The sequence below is a fragment of the Bacteroides congonensis genome, assembly GCF_900130125.1.
Taxonomy (GTDB): domain Bacteria; phylum Bacteroidota; class Bacteroidia; order Bacteroidales; family Bacteroidaceae; genus Bacteroides; species Bacteroides congonensis.
Window position 1 is genome coordinate 957,401 of the sequence record NZ_FQXY01000010.1, and the last position, 20,646, is coordinate 978,046.

Annotated in this window: 11 protein-coding genes and 1 pseudogene; 9 read left to right on the top strand and 3 right to left on the bottom strand. The window is 42.0% G+C overall.

Annotated elements, in window-relative coordinates; translation table 11 throughout:
* Nucleotide 1 precedes the first annotated feature (1 nt).
* From BQ7997_RS15030 to BQ7997_RS15045, 4 genes are all read left to right on the top strand, one after another.
* On the top strand, nucleotides 2-1,768 hold the full coding sequence (locus BQ7997_RS15030; RefSeq protein WP_073347077.1) for a fimbrillin family protein: 1,767 nt from the start codon (nucleotides 2-4) through the stop codon (nucleotides 1,766-1,768).
* A gap of 132 nt (nucleotides 1,769-1,900) precedes the next feature.
* Nucleotides 1,901-4,006 carry a GH92 family glycosyl hydrolase gene (locus BQ7997_RS15035; RefSeq protein ID WP_073347448.1) on the top strand — a complete coding sequence of 702 codons (2,106 nt, stop codon included), beginning with the start codon at nucleotides 1,901-1,903 and terminating at the stop codon, nucleotides 4,004-4,006.
* A gap of 19 nt (nucleotides 4,007-4,025) precedes the next feature.
* Nucleotides 4,026-6,320 carry a GH92 family glycosyl hydrolase gene (locus tag BQ7997_RS15040; RefSeq protein ID WP_073347449.1) on the top strand — a complete coding sequence of 765 codons (2,295 nt, stop codon included), beginning with the start codon at nucleotides 4,026-4,028 and terminating at the stop codon, nucleotides 6,318-6,320.
* Nucleotides 6,321-6,322: 2 nt separating this feature from the next.
* The gene (locus tag BQ7997_RS15045; protein ID WP_073347078.1) at nucleotides 6,323-7,786 is read left to right on the top strand and encodes a glycoside hydrolase family 125 protein; all 1,464 of its coding nucleotides are present in this window, start codon (nucleotides 6,323-6,325) and stop codon (nucleotides 7,784-7,786) included.
* A 446-nt stretch (nucleotides 7,787-8,232) separates the two neighbouring features.
* On the opposite strand, the pseudogene BQ7997_RS15055 reads toward BQ7997_RS15045, so the two are convergent.
* Both BQ7997_RS15055 and BQ7997_RS15060 read right to left on the bottom strand, forming a co-directional pair.
* A pseudogene (locus BQ7997_RS15055) lies at nucleotides 8,233-8,460 on the bottom strand (hypothetical protein); the annotation flags it as partial.
* Nucleotides 8,450-10,201 (bottom strand): AAA family ATPase, encoded by a 1,752-nt coding sequence (locus tag BQ7997_RS15060; protein WP_073347079.1) that lies wholly within the window; start codon nucleotides 10,199-10,201, stop codon nucleotides 8,450-8,452. The pseudogene BQ7997_RS15055 and the gene BQ7997_RS15060, both read right to left, overlap by 11 nt.
* A 211-nt stretch (nucleotides 10,202-10,412) precedes the next feature.
* Here BQ7997_RS15060 and BQ7997_RS15065 point away from each other — a divergent pair, with 211 nt between their 5' ends.
* Together BQ7997_RS15065 and BQ7997_RS15070 are read left to right on the top strand one after the other, a co-directional pair.
* Complete coding sequence (locus BQ7997_RS15065; RefSeq protein WP_073347080.1) at nucleotides 10,413-11,279, top strand: Rpn family recombination-promoting nuclease/putative transposase; 867 nt, start codon at nucleotides 10,413-10,415, stop codon at nucleotides 11,277-11,279.
* 14 nt (nucleotides 11,280-11,293) lie between these two features.
* Complete coding sequence (locus tag BQ7997_RS15070) at nucleotides 11,294-12,169, top strand: DMT family transporter (RefSeq protein ID WP_073347081.1); 876 nt, start codon at nucleotides 11,294-11,296, stop codon at nucleotides 12,167-12,169.
* 17 nt (nucleotides 12,170-12,186) lie between these two features.
* Here BQ7997_RS15070 and BQ7997_RS15075 read toward each other — a convergent pair whose 3' ends face one another.
* Complete coding sequence (locus BQ7997_RS15075) at nucleotides 12,187-16,179, bottom strand: hybrid sensor histidine kinase/response regulator transcription factor (RefSeq protein WP_083589251.1); 3,993 nt, start codon at nucleotides 16,177-16,179, stop codon at nucleotides 12,187-12,189.
* A gap of 236 nt (nucleotides 16,180-16,415) precedes the next feature.
* On the opposite strand from BQ7997_RS15075, the gene BQ7997_RS15080 reads away from it, so the two are divergent.
* From BQ7997_RS15080 to BQ7997_RS15090, 3 genes are read left to right on the top strand one after another with little or no spacing between them, the layout of a single operon-like run.
* Nucleotides 16,416-16,856, top strand: coding sequence for a hypothetical protein (locus tag BQ7997_RS15080; protein ID WP_004324123.1), 441 nt, complete (start codon nucleotides 16,416-16,418; stop codon nucleotides 16,854-16,856).
* 32 nt (nucleotides 16,857-16,888) lie between these two features.
* On the top strand, nucleotides 16,889-17,329 hold the full coding sequence (locus BQ7997_RS15085; protein WP_008646906.1) for a hypothetical protein: 441 nt from the start codon (nucleotides 16,889-16,891) through the stop codon (nucleotides 17,327-17,329).
* Nucleotides 17,330-17,384: 55 nt separating this feature from the next.
* Complete coding sequence (locus BQ7997_RS15090) at nucleotides 17,385-20,630, top strand: SusC/RagA family TonB-linked outer membrane protein (RefSeq protein ID WP_083589290.1); 3,246 nt, start codon at nucleotides 17,385-17,387, stop codon at nucleotides 20,628-20,630.
* Nucleotides 20,631-20,646: the final 16 nt, after the last annotated feature.

Here is a 20,646-nt window from a genome sequence, read left to right on the forward strand (position 1 = left end):
GATGAAAAAATATATGAATAAATTGCTGCTTGCCATGGTATCCATGGCGGCAGTTGCTTGCTCGGACGACGCGAAGAATAAAATGGAAGATACTCCTGTATTAACGGATGAGATCACTTTCTCCGCCACATTGAGCGGACTGGAAAATGGAGTGACTGACAGTCGGACCGGATTGATTGACGGTGTGAAAGTGGAATGGACTTCCGGTGACCGGATTAGTGTTTTATATGGAAATGCGAACAAGGAATTCACCACTGCTTCGGGTGGAACATCAGTTACGTTCACAGGGAAAGCAGACGAAATGCCGGAATATTATGCATTGTATCCTTATCATGAAGATGCTGTATTAAGCGGTAGGCAGATCACGACTCTTCTTCGGAGTGTTCAGAAACCAGTGAAAGATGGTTTTGATAATAACCTTAGTGTGATGATATCCCGGACAACTTCAGGGAAGAAGGCTTTTGCTTTTAAAAATATCTGTGCATTATTGAGATTTGAACTGAAAGAGACAGGTGTCAAGTCAGTCACATTGCAGGGAAATAATCATGAGATGTTGGTGGGAACGTTCATCGTCGAAGAGGATGAAGATGGTGATCCGATGGTTCGGAATAGTATTGATGGAGTAACTTCCGTAACTTTGGAGAACGGTGGAAATGTACTTGAGAAAGGAATATATAATTTTGTAACTCTTCCTGCTGTTTTTACTCAAGGTGTGACTCTTACATTGTTAATGGAAAACGGAACGAAACTCATAAAGGAATTTCCGGAATTCACAGAAGCGACCCTCTCCAATTATATTTATGATTTGGGACAGATAAAAGTATTGTGGGAACTTGCTGTCGAGAAAGAAGATTGTTACACAGACATGATAGTCTGCGATGAGGCAGGAAACACCTTGAATCCTGACGGGGAGTGTTATCGGGTAGGTACTGCATGTACTGTGAAATATAAGATTGCATCCGGTAAGACACCTTGCAGCCGGGGAGCGTTTGTAGTAGAAGGTGCTGCTTCCAAAGACTTGAAAGTCACGGAGAAAGATGGATACTTTTGTTGCGAACTGAACGGCATTGACTCGGATATTAACCTGAAAATAAAGAATAAGGCACCGGATGTTCTTGATTTTTATTTTAAGGACAACACTTATTCGGAATATCTGACCGGTGATAAGAAAGACTGTTCCGGGGTTATTTTTCGGGTCGGTATCGGAGAAGGGGATAATGTCAGTGATTATGATGGCAAATTGAGCGAAATTCATGGTTATGTCATCGCTGCCGATCCTGAAGATACGCAACTCGGTAGTGGCTCCGCATCTTGGTGTACGGAAAATTACCGGAAAGAACTGATTGGTACACATGAACGTCCGGATGCCTGGTGCGGATATGCAAATACAAAAAAAATTATTGATTATGCCAAGTCAAAAGGGATTGTCCTGGCAGATGATAACTATACACATGTATATCGGGCTACGAAGTATAGTAGCCGGACTGCTCCTGAAGGGACGAGCGGTTGGTATTTGGGTTCTAAAGTACAAATGGAAGCTGTGGCAGAGGCGTATGACATAAAGATAGCGGAACGGCTTCAGGAATGTTCCGATGCAGAATTATGGAGAAGACGGGACGGTCATTGGCGGCATTTCGGAACGAGTACGGAAAGGGACGTTGTCAGTGAAAAAGGATATTATGGCATATATGATATTGAAGATAAAGCAGCTGCGCGTGAAGGTTATAAGGATTATGGACAATATGCCACACCTGTATTGACTTTCTGATGAAAATGATGAATAGGACAAAAGAAAATGGTAAAAACATATAAGATATTGATAGCTGCCGTATTGGCATTTGTCGCTTGTTCAGACTCGAAATCCATTGAAGAAACAGGCATACCGGACATGGAGAAGGGTATGGAACATTTGGCAGAATGTGAGGCGTGGAAAGCGATTCCCGGTGGGGTGACGCAATATGTTGATCCTAAAATCGGCAGTGGCGGACATGGTCATGTCTTTGTCGGGGCCAACGTACCTTTTAGTATGATACAGTTGGGTCCGACAAGCATACCGACAGACTGGGACTGGTGTTCCGGTTATCACAATTCCGATAATACGGTAATAGGTTTTTCGCATACTCATTTAAGTGGAACCGGTGCCGGAGATTTAGGGGATATCACCGTAATGCCGGTGGTTGGTGACGTAACTTATGCACGTGGTAGAGAGAGTGATCAACAGTCGGGACTTTGGTCGTATGCTGACCGCAGCAAGGAAATAACTCATCCGGGGTATTATTCCGTACCCTTACTCCGCTATAATATATTGGCAGAGCTTACTGCTACTTGCCGTACAGGCTTTCATCGCTATACTTTTCCCGCTTCGAAGGAAGCTGCCATAGTGATTGATCTGGAAAACGGCATAGGTTCCGATCAGGTACGTGAGGTTTCTATGGCAGTGGAAGGAACGGATATGGTGGTAGGTTATCGCAGGTCGACAGGTTGGGCGAGCGACCAGTATGTTTATTTTGCCGCTCAGTTTTCCAGGCCTTTCACTAGTTTTGATTTGCATGGGAATAGTGGCAGATATGGTCGTGCTTCGTTTTCTACGACTCAAGGTGAACGGATTCTTCTGAAAGTCGCTTTATCTCCGGTATCAATTGAAGGAGCGAAGAAAAACTTGTTGGCGGAACTTTCAGGCTGGGATTTTGGTAAGGCTGTAGCAGATGCCAATCTTGCTTGGAATGAGGAGCTTAGCAAAGTACGTATCCATACGGCAAGTAAAAGCTATCTCCGTATATTCTATACCGCTCTGTATCACACGATGGTAGCCCCTTCTGTCTACAGTGATGTCGATGCCGTAAATACTTCCTATACTACATTCTCGTTGTGGGATACATATCGTGCGGCAATGCCGTTGATGACTATCCTTCATCCAGACAGAATGCCGGACATAATTAACTCCATGTTGGATATTTATGACAAGCAGGGACGTCTGCCTGTGTGGCACTTATGGGGAAATGAAACGGATTGTATGGTCGGAAATCCTGCTATACCCGTAGTGGCGGATGCTATTGTAAAGGGATTTAAGGATATTGATACGGAGCGTGCTTTCACTGCTATAAAAACGACAGCTAACCATGATGGACGTGGTGGGTCGCTCAGAAAGCAATACGGCTATATCCCTTGTGACTTGTTTCAAGAAGCCATTGCTTATGATATGGAATATGCTATAGCAGATGCTGCTGCGGCAGCAGCAGCCAGCTATTTGGGAAAGGAAGACGACTATAACTTTCTCACCGGACGTTCTCACTCGTATCGTAAATATTTCGATAAATCGACCGGATTTGTCCGTGGAAAAGATAGTAACGGAAACTGGCGGACGCCTTTCGATCCGTTCGCATCCCAACACAGGGCGGATGATTATTGCGAGGGGAATGCCTGGCAATATACTTGGTTGGTTCCTCATGATGTAAATGGTTTGGCTGATTGTTTTGGCGGTCGTGACAAATGTATTGAAAAATTAGATTCATTGTTTGTGTTGAGTGAATTTGTGGGAGCGGGTGGTTCTCCCGATATTTCGGGGCTGGTAGGACAGTATGCACACGGAAACGAACCGGGACATCATATCCTTTATCTTTATGCTATGCTTGAACAGCCTTGGAAAACTGCGGCTCGTGTTCGTGAAGTATTAACTTCGCTCTATCACGCAGAACCGGATGGATTATGCGGTAACGAAGATGTAGGTCAGATGTCCGCGTGGTATGTGCTTTCGGCATTGGGATTCTATCAGGTAGAACCGGCTAGTGCCCGTTATTGGTTTGGAACTCCATTGTTTGATAGGGCTGAAATTACTGTGCCTGATGGAAAACTGGTTCTTATCGCAAGGAACAATTCTGTTCTGAACAAGTATATAAAGAGAATCACGCTCAATGGCCAGGAATATACCAAGCCTTATATTTCATATAATGATATAATGGCTGGTGGCGAACTTGTCTTTGAGATGGGGGCTATACCGGTACGATGATGGAAAAAAGAAATATATGATGAAAAAAAGTTATCTATTGCTATTGAGCTTATACTGTACGTGTCTTACTAATGCCAGTACAGTGATTACCGGACCGGTGGATTACGTTAGTTCGCTGGTTGGTACACAGTCAAAGCATGCATTATCTGCTGGAAATACTTACCCTGCCATTGCGCTGCCTTGGGGAATGAACTTTTGGGTTCCGCAGACTGGTAAAATGGGCGATGGATGGACATATATGTATGACGCTGACAAGATCAGAGGATTCAAACAAACCCATCAGCCAAGTCCCTGGATAAATGATTACGGTCAGTTTGCCATTATGCCTATTACCGGTAAGGCAGTGTTTAATCAGGATGAACGTGCCAGTTGGTTCTCTCACAAAGCTGAAATGGCTACCCCTTATTATTATAAGGTATATCTTGCCAATCATGATGTTGTAACCGAACTTGCTCCGACAGAGAGAGCGGTAATTTTCCGTTTTACTTTTCCCGAAAACGATCATTCTTACGTAGTGGTGGATGCCTTCGATAATGGTTCCTTTGTGAAAGTAATCCCTTCGGAGAACAAGATTATCGGTTATACCACTAAAAACAGCGGTGGTGTTCCTGTAAACTTTAAAAACTACTTTGTACTGGTATTCGATAAACCGTTTACTTATACGGCTGCCGTAGCTAACGGTGTGATTGATACCAACAAACTGGAAGCGACCGACAACCATGCCGGCGCACTGATTGGTTTCAAAACTCGCAAGGGCGAACGGGTAAATGTGCGTGTAGCTTCTTCTTTTATCAGTCTTGAGCAAGCGGAACTGAACCTGAAAGAATTAAGTACGGATGATATTGAACAAATCGCAGCGAAAGGGCGTAAAGTATGGAACGATGTTCTTGGACGTATCGAAGTGAAAGATGATGATATTGACCATCTACGTACATTCTATTCCTGTCTGTATCGTTCGGTTCTATTCCCCAGAAGTTTTTACGAGATAGACGCTAAAGGAGATGTGATGCATTACAGCCCTTACAACGGTGAAGTGCTTCCGGGTTATATGTTTACCGATACCGGTTTTTGGGATACGTTCCGTTGTCTTTTCCCATTCCTCAACCTGATGTATCCATCCATGAATACGAAGATGCAGGAAGGATTGGTGAATACCTATAAGGAAAGCGAATTCCTTCCGGAATGGGCGAGTCCCGGTCATAGGGACTGCATGGTTGGAAACAACTCCGCCTCTATAGTTGCCGACGCTTATCTGAAAGGCCTGAAAGGGTATGATATCAAGACACTGTGGGAAGCTGTGAAGCACGGAGCGAACGCAGTGCATCCGAAAGTCCGCTCTACCGGACGTCTGGGATATGAATATTATAATAAATTAGGCTATATCCCCTATAATGTAGGCATTAACGAGAATGTAGCCCGTACACTAGAATATGCTTATGATGACTGGTGTATCTATCAATTGGGTAAAGCCTTGAAGAAACCGGAAAAAGAGATTGATATCTTTGCCAAGCGTGCAATGAATTATAAAAAACTCTACGATTCCGAGTACAAACTGATGCGTGGTAAAAATGAGGACGGTACGTTTCAGTCTCCGTTCAATCCGTTGAAGTGGGGCGACGCTTTCACAGAAGGAAATAGCTGGCATTACACTTGGTCGGTATTCCATGACCCTCATGGGCTGATCGACCTGATGGGTGGTAAAGACGGATTCAATCAAATGATGGATTCTGTATTTATTCTGTCTCCGATTTTTGATGAAAGCTATTATGGAGCCGTTATTCATGAAATCCGTGAAATGCAGATCATGAATATGGGTAACTATGCTCATGGTAATCAACCGATTCAGCATATGCTTTATATGTACAACTATTCCGGTCAACCCTGGAAAGCGCAACATTGGATTCGTGAAGTGATGAACAAACTTTATACTCCTGCTCCTGACGGTTATTGCGGTGATGAGGACAACGGCCAGACTTCTGCTTGGTATGTATTCTCTGCAATGGGATTCTACCCGGTATGTCCGGGTACGGATGAATATGTTTTGGGTACTCCTTATTTCAAGGAGATGAAGTTACATCTGGAAAACGGAAAGACGGTGACTATCTCTGCTCCGAATAACGGATACGATAAACGTTACATTTCATTGATGACATTGAACGGTAAAGAACATACCAAAAACTACCTGACCCATCAGGATTTGATGAATGGCGCTACCATTTTTTGCAAAATGGATGCAAATCCCAACCAGCAACGTGGTACAAAAGAAACCGATTTTCCTTATTCTTTCTCTAATGAATTAAAAAAGAAGAAGTAATCATGAAGAAACAAATCAAATATATCAGCGCCGGTATGTTGGCAGGCATACTTCTTTGTGGTGGTCAGCTACAAGCCTCGAACCGTAAGACGGAAATGTATGTATGTTTGGCGGATGCTATTCAGAAAGATAGTCGCCCGGAAATATCCAATCGTCTGTTCCGTTCCAATGCGGTGGAAAAGGAGATTCTTCGCGTACAGAAGCTTTTAAAGAATGCGAAGTTGGCATGGATGTTTACCAATTGCTTTCCGAACACGTTGGATACGACTGTACATTTCCGTAAGGGGAGCGATGGCAAACCGGATACGTTTGTATATACGGGTGATATTCACGCCATGTGGCTACGCGACTCCGGTGCACAGGTATGGCCATATGTGCAATTGGCCAATTCGGATCCTGAACTGAAAGATATGTTGGCCGGTGTTATCCTTCGCCAGTTTAAATGTATCAATATTGACCCATATGCAAATGCGTTTAATGACGGTGCTATTCCTGACGGTCATTGGATGAGTGACCTTACGGATATGAAGCCGGAGTTACACGAACGTAAATGGGAAATTGATTCCTTGTGCTATCCGTTGCGTCTGGCTTATCATTACTGGAAGACTACCGGAGATACAAGCATATTCAGCGAAGAATGGATCCAGGCAATCAATAACGTATTGAAGACATTCAAAGAGCAACAACGCAAAGAAGTGGTAGGCCCTTATAAATTCCAACGTAAGACGGAACGTGCACTGGATACTGTGAGTAATGACGGTTTTGGAGCGCCGGTGAAACCAGTTGGTTTGATTGTTTCCAGTTTCCGTCCTTCGGATGACGCTACCACTCTTCAGTTCTTGGTTCCTTCCAATTTTTTTGCCGTATCTTCCTTGCGTAAGGCTGCCGAGATTCTGGAGAAGGTGAACAAGAAGTCAACTTTGTCTAAAGAATGTAAGGAACTGGCGCAGGAGGTGGAAACAGCTTTAAAGAAATACGCGGTGTATAATCATCCTAAATATGGTAAAATCTATGCATTCGAGGTAGATGGCTTTGGCAATCATCATCTGATGGACGATGCCAATGTGCCGAGCTTGCTCGCAATGCCTTATCTGGGTGATGTGAATGTAAATGATCCGATTTATCGGAATACCCGCCGTTTTGTATGGAGTGAAGACAATCCTTATTTCTTTAAAGGTAAGGCAGGCGAAGGAATCGGTGGACCGCATATCGGTTATGATATGGTGTGGCCTATGAGTATTATGATGAAGGCTTTCACAAGCCAGAATGATGCCGAAATCAAAACATGCATCAAGATGTTGATGGATACAGATGCCGATACTGGCTTTATGCACGAATCTTTCCATAAAGATAATCCGAAGAAATTTACTCGTGCATGGTTTGCTTGGCAGAATACCCTTTTTGGTGAACTTATTTTGAAGTTGATCAATGAAGGGAAGGTGGACTTGTTGAATAGTATACAATGACATCAGTCTGGTTTTCTTTTTAGGATAAACCAGCATACAACATAAAAAAACAAAATGTGATACATACACGCTTTCCCTATTGACTTTCTCGTTTTTAATTCGTATATTTGAAGAAATTAAAACAGAGAATGAAAGATGGAACATATAAATATTATTACATAAGTTCAATAGGTTAGAGGTGTGTAATGCACTACGAGGATAACGAATGGGCAAGAAACTGTGAAGGTTCTTGCCCATTTCTGTTGTGATAATTCAGTCCGTGCTTTTGAAAGTACCGAAAAATAGTTTATAATAAACTTGGATACCGTTTATAATAAACTATTCACTTATTTATTATAAACTCGAAGTAAGTTTATACGGTTTCGGACGTAAAGTGTAAAGAAGAGAGAGTGCTTACTATTTAAAAAGGAAGATATTCGATAAACAAACTATACATGAAAGGGGTACTATAAAGGTTGGCGTATTACTTTACAATATACGGTTCGTATCTTGCTTTTCTCTTCTTTTTCTATCATCTCGTCGTAATATGCCAGGCGTGCCGCACATTCACGGATAGTCACTTCGCGCAGTACCTCTGTTCGTGCCAGCATATACTCGTATTGCTCTCTGCTGACGGTGAACAACCGGTTGTATCGCGCTTCAATATATGCCTTGCACAGTTTATTAAACCTCTTCACATACCGGCATATCCATTCCTTTGTATACCACCACAATCTTATGAAGCTGTGTAGTGCCTACTGCTCTTTTCACCGTATCAGTGTCAGCATAGCGATTGGCTTGGGCAATAGCTTCCAGACGTAGTTCTTCCACGCGGCTTTCGGGGTCTTTATATTTGGCATATTTCAGTTCCACAATATAGCTGTGCTTCATGTCGGAATAGATATCCAGTAGCGGACAGAGGAAAATATCGACATAACCTGCCTGTGTGTCCTGTTCGGAAATGGGACGGTAGAAGCGGTTTTGTGCCGTCATGGCAAGCGTAAAGCCGTGGACAAAAAATTCACCTTTCTGTTTGTCACGTTGGGAAGTGTAACGTTTCAGGCAGTCGGCAATATAACCGAAATAGGCTTTCCAGGAGCCATCGTAGGCAAGAGCACTGGCAAGTTCGTTCTTCTCGTAACTACTGAAATTGAGTTCGGCTTCGTTGTAGGTACTCAGCAGATAGATGTATATTTGTTCACGGACTACCTGATTAGGGATGGTGAGTTTGGTCTTTCCTTTATACGTGCCACTAATGGTGAGCATGCCGAAATAGTAGAGCAGGCTCACAAAGTTGTCTAGGTTGGTGATATTGATGGCAGGAAAACCTTTTTTCAGTTCTCCGGTGACGTAGCCTTCGCTTACCAATGTCTGTATGATGGAAGCATCATGGGCAAACTCTTTATCCTTGCGGATAAGCATACGTAACTTCTCGTAGTCGATACGGATATTGTCTTCTACCATATCCCGGGGGGCTTTTCCTCGTTGGATGTAGTTCTTGACGAAGTAGAGCACCATGTTGGAGTTGTACATGGTAGTTTCACCATAGCATTCTTCTGCAAAGCAGTAGTTGTCATACCAGGGTTTCATTATTTCTATCAGTTCGTCCACGCTGTGGTTGAAGGGACTGGTAGTGGAATAGTAAGTGAGCATTTGTCGCACTTCTTCTTCCGTGAACCCTATCATCTCGTTGAATTCCGGTGTGAGGGAGTAGTTGGTTCCGATGTTGAACCCGCTTGTGAGGTCGTCCATTGTCACGGGACTTACGCCTGTGATGAAACAACGCTCGATGCTTGAATAGGTTCCGGCTTTAATTTTATTGAAGAAGGCACGCAGATAACCTTCGCCATGCGTTTCGTCCGTATAGCGGTGCAGGCTTTCTATATCCGAGAGGATGGCATTGGTGAAATGGTCGTATTCGTCAATAAAGAGGTAAATTCTCTGTCCGACACGTGCACATACCTGATAGAGAAAGTCCAGTTGCTCCACTGCTCCTTCTTTTGTCCGCAATTCTTCCACCGTATCTTGTGGCAGGTAGTCGGCATATATTTTGCAGAAGTTCTCAAAGGTGGTGCCACAATGCGCGTCCAGTCCCTTGCGGTAGTTGTGCAGTTCGCCTACTATTCCGGAGAAGTTGAGGTATAGTACCAGATAGCTGTTCCGGTCGCGCGTAGGGTGCTTTCCGATGTAAAGGTCGCCAAACAGCGCTTCGAACTTATCCTTGGCAAGTATATCATAATAGTGCTGCAACATATTTACTGTGAGACTTTTGCCGAAACGGCGCGGGCGGATAAAGAAGAAAAACTTGTCCGCTTCTTCTATCATGGGTATAAACCGGGTTTTGTCCACATAATAACAGTCGTCGCGGCGGATTACTGCAAAGTTCATCATGCCATAGGGGATACGTTTCCTGTCCGGTGCTATATATTCTTCCATAACTTATGCCTTATTTTAGGAGTTTTCTTTGAACATAAACAAAGGTACGGGCTTTTTGTTATTTCTCCAAACAAACGTTCCATAACTTCTCTCCATCTTTGTTTTCCATATACTTAGCCATATACTTACTAAGAAAATGTCTTTCGTTCTTATGGTAATTCAAAGTAAAAGCAATATCTTTGCTATGTTCTAATTTGAAAGGAGAATAATCATGGATAATCATTTGGAAGATAGATATATACGATTTGACTGGGCTATTAAGCGGCTGTTACGTCAAAAGGCTAATTTTGGAGTTCTCGAAGGTTTCCTTACAGTCTTTCTTGGTGAGAAGGTGACCATTCTGGAAATATTGGAAAGCGAAAGTAACCAACAGAGTATCGATGATAAATTCAATCGTGTAGATATCAAAGCTCGCAATAGTAAAGATGAAATCATTATCATTGAAATACAAAATACACGTGAGCTTTACTATCTCGAACGCATTCTTTATGGGGTGGCTAAAGCCATTACAGAGCATATCTCGCTCGGAGAAACTTACTATCATGTAAAGAAGATATATTCCATTAGTATTCTTTATTTTGATATCGGTATAGGTAGCGATTATTTGTATTACGGGCAAAACAATTTTATCGGTGTGCATACCGGTGATAAGCTGCAAGTGAATGTCAAGGAAAAGAATGCGATTGTTACCCGCATGTCCGCAGAAATCTTTCCCGAATATGTACTTATCCGTGTAAATGAGTTTGATAAGGTGGCTGTTACTCCAATGGAAGAATGGATGCGATATCTGAAGAGTGGTGTGATACGCCCGGATACCACTGCTCCCGGATTGGAAGAGGCAAGAGAGAAACTGAAATATTACTCTATGACTCCACAAGAACGTATGGCATACGATGAACACCTCACTGCGGTAATGATTCAGAATGATGTGATTGATTCAGCAAAGTTGGAAGGAAGATTGGAAGGTATTGAACAAGAGCGTCTCTCTAATGCCCGGAAAATGAAGGACAAAGGATTGGACAGCACGATGATTGCTGATATCACCGGTCTGAGTCTTGACGAGATTGCCAAGTTATAAAGGCATGTTATAATATGAAATTGAAGCACGGATATTATCATCTGATTGCGATACTGGTAGTTGCTATCTGGGGGCTTACTTTTATATCAACTAAAGTACTGATTAATCACGGACTGACCCCTCAAGAAATATTTTTCTATCGTTTTCTGATAGCTTATCTGGGTATTTGGATTATTTCTCCTAAACTTCTGTTTTGCAATAATTGGAAAGACGAGCTTTGGCTAATGGCCGGAGGGCTTTTCGGTGGTTCACTCTATTTCTTTACAGAGAATACAGCTTTGGGAATCACGCAAGCATCCAATGTTGCTTTCATCATTTGCACAGCTCCTTTGCTTACCACCATTCTTTCCCTTCTCTTTTATCAGAGTGAAAAAGCTACCAAAGGTTTGATTTATGGTTCCATATTAGCTTTAATCGGGGTGGGACTGGTGGTCTTCAATGGTAGTTTTGTGCTTAAATTATCCCCGGTAGGGGATTTGCTTACTTTGCTTGCTGCTTTATCGTGGGCTTTTTACAGTTTGGTAATAAAGAAAATGACGGGGCGTTATCCTACCCTGTTTATTACCCGTAAGATATTTTTTTATGGAGTATTGACTATACTTCCCGCCTTTCTCCTTCATCCACTGCGACCGGATTTCGATATGCTTTTAAAACCGGTTGTATTATCCAATCTCCTGTTTCTGGCTGTATTGGCTTCTTTGGTCTGCTATGTCCTCTGGAATGTGGTATTGAAACAGTTGGGAACCGTCAGAGCTTCCAATTATATCTATCTCAATCCGCTGGTGACGATGGTGGCATCCGTAATTATTCTCCACGAACAAATAACATGGATTACATTATTGGGAGCCGGTAGCATTATATTGGGAGTTTATCTGGCAGAGAAAAAATAGAAGAGTAAAACTTGTATTTAGTTTGTATTGTTATTTTTTATGTATTCAGAAGGCACATATCCGAATTCATCCTTGAAATATTTGGCAAACTGTTTGGGAGAAAGTCCTATCTGATAAGCTATTTGAGAAATATTCAGTTGACTTTGTTCCAGTAATTGTTTTCCGCGTTTGACACGTAGTACCCGTATAAACTCGAGAGGAGATTTGCCGGTAATCATTATTAGTTTCTTATAAAGATGTCCGCGGCTCATCCCTACATAAGAACTTAGTTCTTCAACAGAAAATTCGGAATTATCCATATTTTCTTCAACTGCACGAATAGCTTTTTCTATGAGTTGTTCGTCCAGAGAACTTACGGTTATTTCACTCGGAGATATATCAATGGTTTTGAACTTCTCATGGTTGTTCTTCGTCCATTTTAATATCTTCTGAATACGCAAAAGAAGTATTTCCAGATTGAATGGCTTGGTAATGTAATCGTCTGCTCCTTCTTTTAATCCGCTTAATTCATGTTCATCGGCTGTGCGTGCTGTTAGTAGAATTACAGGAATATGAGAATAACGGATATCTGTCTTTATTTTACGACATAGTTCCATTCCGTCCATTTCCGGCATCATAACATCGCTGATGACAATCTGTATGGATTGGTGGGCAAGTATTTCCAATGCTTCTTTCCCATTAGGCGCGTCAAATACTTGATAAGTGTCTTTAAGGCAGTTGATGAGAAAGTTACGGAAATCGTCATTGTCTTCAACTATTAATAGGGAAGTTTTATGAGCATCTGTTGTGTCGGATACCTCATCAACCGTTTCTTTTCGAATTTCAGTGTCATTTTGTTTTTCATCATTGACTGCATAATTGTGAGTGACAGGGAGAGTGATGGTAAATATTGTCCCTTGAGGAATATGATTTTCCACTGTGATTGTCCCGTGATGCATAGCGACATACTCTTTCACAATATGCAGACCGATACCGTTTCCTACGTAGGTAGTGGTAGAATGTTGTTCTTGAAAGAAACGGTCGAATATTTTATCTTTGTTTTCGTCTTTGATGCCGATTCCGGTATCTGCAACCTGTATTTGTACATTCTCTATTCCGTTGGATGTTATCTTGGCCAACGTAACGGTGACTTCTCCATTCTCGTAATTGTATTTTACAGCATTGGATAAAAGGTTAAGCAGGATACGTTGTATCTTGTTACGGTCAAAATCCATATCCATTTTCGTTTCGTTTATGTGTAGACGGATGTTTATGCCTTTTTTGACGGCTTGTGGGATAAAGGAACCGCATACTTCTTTTACGAAGTCCGAAAGATTACCGTGGGAAAGCATTAACTGCGTTTTCTGTTGGTCTAATTTCCGGAAATCGAGCAATTGGTTTACTTCATTTAAAAGAGTTTCCGAATTTCGGTGTATCAGTTCCAGCTCTTCTTTTACTCCTTTCTCCAGATTAGAAGACAATAATTTTTCTAAAGGAATGATTATCAACGATAAAGGAGTGCGTAAATCATGACTGACATTCGTGAAAAAGCGCATTTTGGCTTCATCCATCTCATGTTGCTGGATTATCTCCATTTCACGTTTTTGCTGGCTAAGGTTACGGATGTGCTTACGTTTCATTTTCAGGAAGAAGAAAATGATAACACCTGCTAGAAGTAGGGTATAGCCTATATATGCCGGAACGGACAACCAAAAAGGAGGTAAGACATGTATCGTAAGGCAACTGGCTTTACTGTTCTTATAACTGTTATTATTCTCGTATACTTTTACTTCCAATTGATAGGTTCCGGGAGAAAGCTTATTAAAGTAAATCCGGTTTCCTTCCAGTTTAACCCACTCTTCGTCTTTGTTCAAACGATAAGCATATTGTAATTTATGCAAGGAGTTGTAGTCCATGGAAGAAACCTCTAATGCAAAGTTACTGTCGGAATAGTCCATGGTTATTTCATTCAGCAATTGGATATTCTTGTGGAGTAATATACGTCCGTTACTGTTTTTACTGCCTACTTCCATGCGCTGGTTGGCGAGGTAAAGACTGGTATATATAACCGGATGGCTTTCATGACGGTAGTTTATGAAACGTGGATTGATACGTAGATAGCCCCCAGAGCCCCCCATCAGGATTTCACCTTGTTGAGTACAGGTAATGGAATGATTGTTAAAAGCCATATTTCCTATTCCGTCTTCCTCAAAATAAGGATAACAGAGAAATTTGGATGAAGGTTCCGGTGAGTTGGTCGCTATGATGTTTGTCACGCCGTGGTCGGTAGTCACCCATATGTTTTTTTCTTTATCTTCAGTGATTGCCCGTATATAATCATGAGACAATCCGTTTTTGGTAGACAAATGAATTCGTTCTTTTGTATTTTTGTTATATACATCCATACCTTTCCGGGTGCCAATCCATAAAAGCCCCCTTGTATCCTGATAAATACAGTTGATGTGTACTTCTTCAAATAAATTTGAAGCTGAATTGTTGTTTTCCAGAAGTGATATTTCTTTGGTTTCAGTGTTCATGCAATACAGTCCGCTACTGGTTCCTATATAGAGATTGATTCCGTCCGCACACGAGAATGTGGTGATACTGTTGGTGAGCATTCCGGTTTTTTCCATAGTATAAGGCGTTATATTTCCGGCATTATCCAGACAGTAGATTCCGTTCATGATGGTTCCCAACCAAATGTTCCCATATTTGTCTTCTGTGATGCATCGGACATAATCGATAGAATATTTTTGTTCGTATGTAGTTGCCACTTTGCTGAATTTTCCATTTTGCTCATAGAACGCTCCGTTGCCGTAGCTGCCGAACCAAAGCCGTCCTTTTGAATCCTTATATGAACATACAATTATATCGGAAGGGATAGCATCCTGTTTTTTCGAAATGAAAGTATAGTTGTTTTTTTTCCTGTCATAGTAAGCCAGTCCTTCCCCGTCAAATCCCAGCCATAGATTTCCGTCTTTGTCTTCCACAAGGCAACTTACATCTTCTTGCTGGGGCAACCGGCAGGTTTCAAATGTGACGTTGTGCAGACTTGTGAAGGTAGCTCCCAATTTGCTTGTACCTACCCACATTATGTCCGAATGGTCTTTATAAAAACAACAGATATGATTGTTGGGCAATGAAAATGGATTGTCCACTTCCTTGCTAAGTCTCTCATATCCTTTTCCGTCCTGATGATAACTTATGTAAATGCCCTTGTTGTCCGTACCAATCCATATATTCCCTTTTCCGTCGTCTATAACGGCTGTGATAAGTTCGTTGGTAATCTCTTTTTCTCCGGGAAAGGGAAACCATTCTTTGGCATTAGGGTCATAACAACATACTCCTTTGGTATGGGGGACATAAAGCCAAAGCCTGGAAAAGGTGTCTATGTACATTCGTTGTTTCCATCCGAGGGGCAGGACAATCTGCACTTCCTTGCAAAGGTTTTGCGCTCTCCAGTCGACGTGATAAATATAGCTGTCCGACAATAGTACATAAGCGTTTGACTGGTAACAATCGATTTGCAGCACCTGGCAATTTTGAGGAAGAGATAAAGTATAAAGTTCTTTTTGCCTGAATACATAATAATAGAGGGTAGAATTGACTGTACACCATAAATTCAGATCTTTATCTATGTATAAGTTGTCCGGAGTTCCATATATTCCGGATTGTTCCAGTATAGGAGTTATGTGGTCATCAATTTCATCCTTTTCGCGATTATAGAAATAATAAGATTTGGGAGTTTTTATCCAGATTGTGCCCGAAGCGTCTTCCGCTGTAAATTCAATGTCGTTGTTGTAGGCTCCCAATTGTGTAGTGGTGTATGTCTTGAATTGATAGCCGTCATATCTGCTTAATCCGTTGAGAGTGGAGAACCACATAAAACCGTATCTGTCGCACAGGATAGATTGCACATAGTTGTCAGCTATACCGGATTTTACATCAAAGGTACGGAAATTAAGTCTTTCGCTGGCTTGCAACGTCAGGACAAATAGACAAAACAATGCAGATAAGAGATGTTTTTTCATATGGATTGATTCGTTTTTTGCAAAGATATGAAAATTAGGAATCGGAAATCCCTTTCCGGTCGCTTCTGATATTCCGAAATGTATCAGGATAGTAGCGCAAATGTATCAAGATACAAAAAGGACAGCCTGAAACTCATTTGGAGAAAGAGGGAGGGTTATCCTCTCTCTATATTTGCTATCGAAATAAACTATAGATACAGGTATCAAAATAGGAAACCGGAATTAAATAACAGGATATGAAACGAAAACTATTAATAGCTGCAACTTCTTTTATGATAGCATCTTCCGTATGCGGAAAGGACTTTAATGTATTGACAAAAGACTTTCAGCCCTGGGGAAATACACAATTTGACATGGAAGGCATGAAAATAACATGGACACAGAAGTGGCAGGGTGGTGGCTGGTGGTTGGCGCAGGATTGTTCGGAATATGAATCCGCACGGATTGAGTTTCGGGAGGTTTTGCCCATGGATGTCGTGTTCATAGTCATCTATTCGGCGAAGGATGAAAGAAATGAGAAACTCAAATCTAAGGTTACAATTCCTGCCGGAAAAAAAGAGGCAGCGATTATGTTGGATATTACTTATAAGAAATCCATAGACGGTCTGGGTATCAGTGGTTCGAAACCGGGTACGGTTTGTGTGAAATCTCTGGTTTTGGAAGAAATGAAACGATAACTTTTTTATTAATCTTAATAAAACGATGTATTATGAAGAAAAATTTATTAATTGCCGTACTTTTGCTTTTAACTGTATCATCAGTGTGGGCGAAAGATTACAATGTGGAAACCAAAAAGTTTAAATCTTGGGGGGAAGCACAGTTTGATGCGGAAACAGCTACCATTACTTTTACTAAAAATTGGCAGGGAGGCGGCTGGTGGCTGTCCCGCCTGGATTGCTCGGCATATGATTGTGTCGTGATTGAGTTTGAGGAGGCTTTGCCTATGGATGTCATGTTTATGGCAACTTATTCCGCTAAAGATGATAAAGACCAGAAAATTAAATCCAAGGTTAAGGTTCCTGCAGGAAAAAAGAAAGCTGTTCTTGAACTGGAACCGGCATATAAAAATTCTGTTGACGGTTTGGGTATCAGTGCAACAAAAGCGGGAGTAGTCAAACTGAAATCCTTGAATCTCAAGGAGAAAAAATAGTTGCGGCGTGAAAAGAAATGGCAAATTTTAAAGGTTAACATTTAATTTGATATATATGAAAAAGAATTTTCATAAGAATATGTTGATAACAGGGGCTTGTCTGGCGTTGTTATTCGGAGGAATAGTGAACGTACGGGCTATCGCACCGGAGGAGTATGAAGCTGTACAGCAGAGCAGGACAATTAAGGGAACGGTTGTCGATAAGAATGGTGAGGCGGTCATTGGCGCCAATGTAGTGGTGAAAGGTACGTCCAAAGGTACGATAACCGATGTAGACGGTCGGTTTACGTTGAACGGTGTGCCGGAAAAGGCTGTATTGTCCGTTACTTTTGTCGGCTATAAATCGAAAGAAATAACTTTGAAAAGTGGACAGTCCCAAATAAAGGTGGAGCTGTCGGATGACGCGGAATTATTGGATGAGGTCGTGGTAGTGGGTTATGGTACGATGAAAAAGAGGGACTTATCCGGCGCTGTGTCACAAATCAAAGGGGATGACTTGATGAGGGGAAATCCGGCGGATTTGAGCCAGGGACTTGCGGGAAAAATAGCTGGTGTGGTAGTGAATCAAAGTGACGGTGCTCCCGGTGGTGGTATCAGTATACAGATTCGTGGTACGAACTCTTTTTCTACGGATTCACAGCCTTTGTATATTGTAGATGGCGTACCTTATGACGCGGGGGGGACACCAAGCAGCGATGCCAATTCCGGAAATAATGAGTCCAATCCTCTGGCATTTATCAATCCGCATGATATACAGTCAATTGAAGTCTTGAAGGATGCGTCGGCTACGGCTATCTATGGTTCACGTGGTGCGAACGGTGTTGTATTGATTACGACCAGGCGTGGAGAACCGGGGGCGGATAAGGTGAGGTTTACTGCTAATTTCTCTTTTTCCCGGATTGCTAACCGCGTAGATGTATTGGATGCTTATCAATATGCGCTATACAGGAATGAGCAAGTAGAGAATAGTTATAAGTATCATGGAAAAGCATACACTTCTTTGCCTTATCCGGGAAAGTGGTCGTATAGCAATTCTGACAAGTCTCAAGGTAAGTACAATCCTGCACCGGAAGATTTTCTGAATCCGGGCATTTACACGGATGAGTACGGCAATGCAACGAAAGTCGGTGTGGCCGATTGGCAGGATTTGATTTATCAGGACGGTTTCTCGCAAGAATATAATATCAGTGTGTCCGGTGGCTCCAGAAACGGTAGCTGGCACTCGTTCTCGGGCAACTATCTGAAACAACAGGGTATTATCAAGGAATCTGGTTTTACACGTTATTCGATTCGTGCCAATATGGGGCGCAAGATTAAGAGTTGGCTTGATATGGGAGTGAATATCAGCTTTTCTCATACGGACACCGACTTTTCCCGGACGAACTCTAATGATTATGGAGTTATCCGTTCCGCGCTCGTGTTTCCGACTACTTATGACCCGAGTGACGACGAGACACTGAACTCGGACGAATTGAGCTGGCTGGCATCCAACCCTTATGCTTATATTAACTCGGCAAAGGATAACCTGAAGTCCAATAATGTATTTACTTCTTCTTATTTAGAAATAAAGCTGTTCCCGTTTTTGAAATTCCGTCAGAACTTGGGTATTAACTATACAAACAGGGAACGCGGCACGTATTATGGCCGCAGGACATCAGAAGGTTCCGAAGCTAATAATATAAACGGTAAGGCAGGACAGTCTACCAACTGGAGTATGGGAATTACTGCCGAGTCCTTGTTTACTTTCGATAAGACATTCAAGAAAATCCACTCCGTTAATGCCGTGGGCGGTTTTACTGTCGAGAAGAGGGACTATGGAAGTAAATCGATGTCGGCTACGGGATTTCCCAGTGATTTGACTCAGGAATATGATATGAGCCTGGGTACACTTCCCGGCAAATTGAAGAGCGACCGTACGGATTCGTCATTGGCTTCATTTTTGGGGCGTATCAATTATACGTTGATGGATAAATACATCTTTACGGCATCTTATCGTGTTGACGGTTCCAGTAAATTCACGGAAAACAATAAATGGGCAAACTTCCTTTCGGGAGCTGTGGCATGGCGTTTGTCGGAAGAGAAATTTATTAAGAACCTGAATATTTTCAGTAATTTGAAGTTGCGTCTCAGCTATGGTGAGACGGGTAATCAGGGGATTGGAAGTTACCGGACTTTGCCCATGTTGAATCCTGCTAATTATCCTTTTAGTGGTGGTGCTATCAGCAGCGGTTTCGCAGAAGTGGAATGGCGTGGGCCCGTAGCGGAAGATTTGCATTGGGAGACAACTGCCCAGTATAATGCCGGATTGGATATAGGCTTCTTTAATAATCGCGTCAACCTGACTGTGGATTATTATTATAAGAAAACGCGCGACTTGCTGCAGGAGGTGAAAATACCTTCCAGTACCGGTTTCTCAAGTATGATGGTGAACAGGGGATATGTGACGAATGAAGGACTGGAGATTTCCGGAAAATTCTATGTATTGCGGAATACTCCTTTGAAGTGGGACATCGACGCCAATATATCTTTCAATAAAAATAAAGTTGGCGGACTTGATTCCGACCAGTTTTCCGCAAGATTATGGTATAAAGCGGATGATGTATTCTTGCAGCGTAACGGCTATCCTATCGGAACAATTTTCGGGTACGTAGAAGATGGTTTCTATAATAATCTGGCTGAAGTCATGGCTTCCCCGGATCCAAGTGTCCGTGCGAAGGGGAAGAGTATGATTGGAGAAATAAAGTACCGGAATTTTGACGATGACCCTGCCATAACGAATGCAGACAGGGTAGTGATTGGTGATACGAACCCTGACTATGTATATGGTATAACCAATAATTTCCGGTGGAAGAATTTCACTTTGAGTTTTTTCCTGCAGGGAAGCCAGGGAAATGATATTTTTAATGGTAACCTGATGGAAGTAAAGATGGGAAATACGGCTAATATTCCTGTAGATGCCTATAATACTCGTTGGACAGAAACAAACAGGGCTTCTGCCAAATGGCCTAAAGCGGTGAATAGTTATGAACGGACTATGTTAATTTCAAATCGTTACGTGGAAGACGGCTCTTATTTGAAGTTGAAGAATCTTAGTATCGGTTATACATGGAGACCTAAGTTTAAGGGTATCAGTTCTATCAATATTTATGGAAATGCTACCAACTTGTTTACCATTACCGGGTATAGTTGGTTTGACCCGGAAGTAAACGCCTTTGGTTCTGATACTTCCCGGCGTGGTGTGGATATATATTCTTATCCGAGTAGCCGTACATTCTCATTAGGACTAAAAGTAGATTTTTAAACTGACCATTAAGATA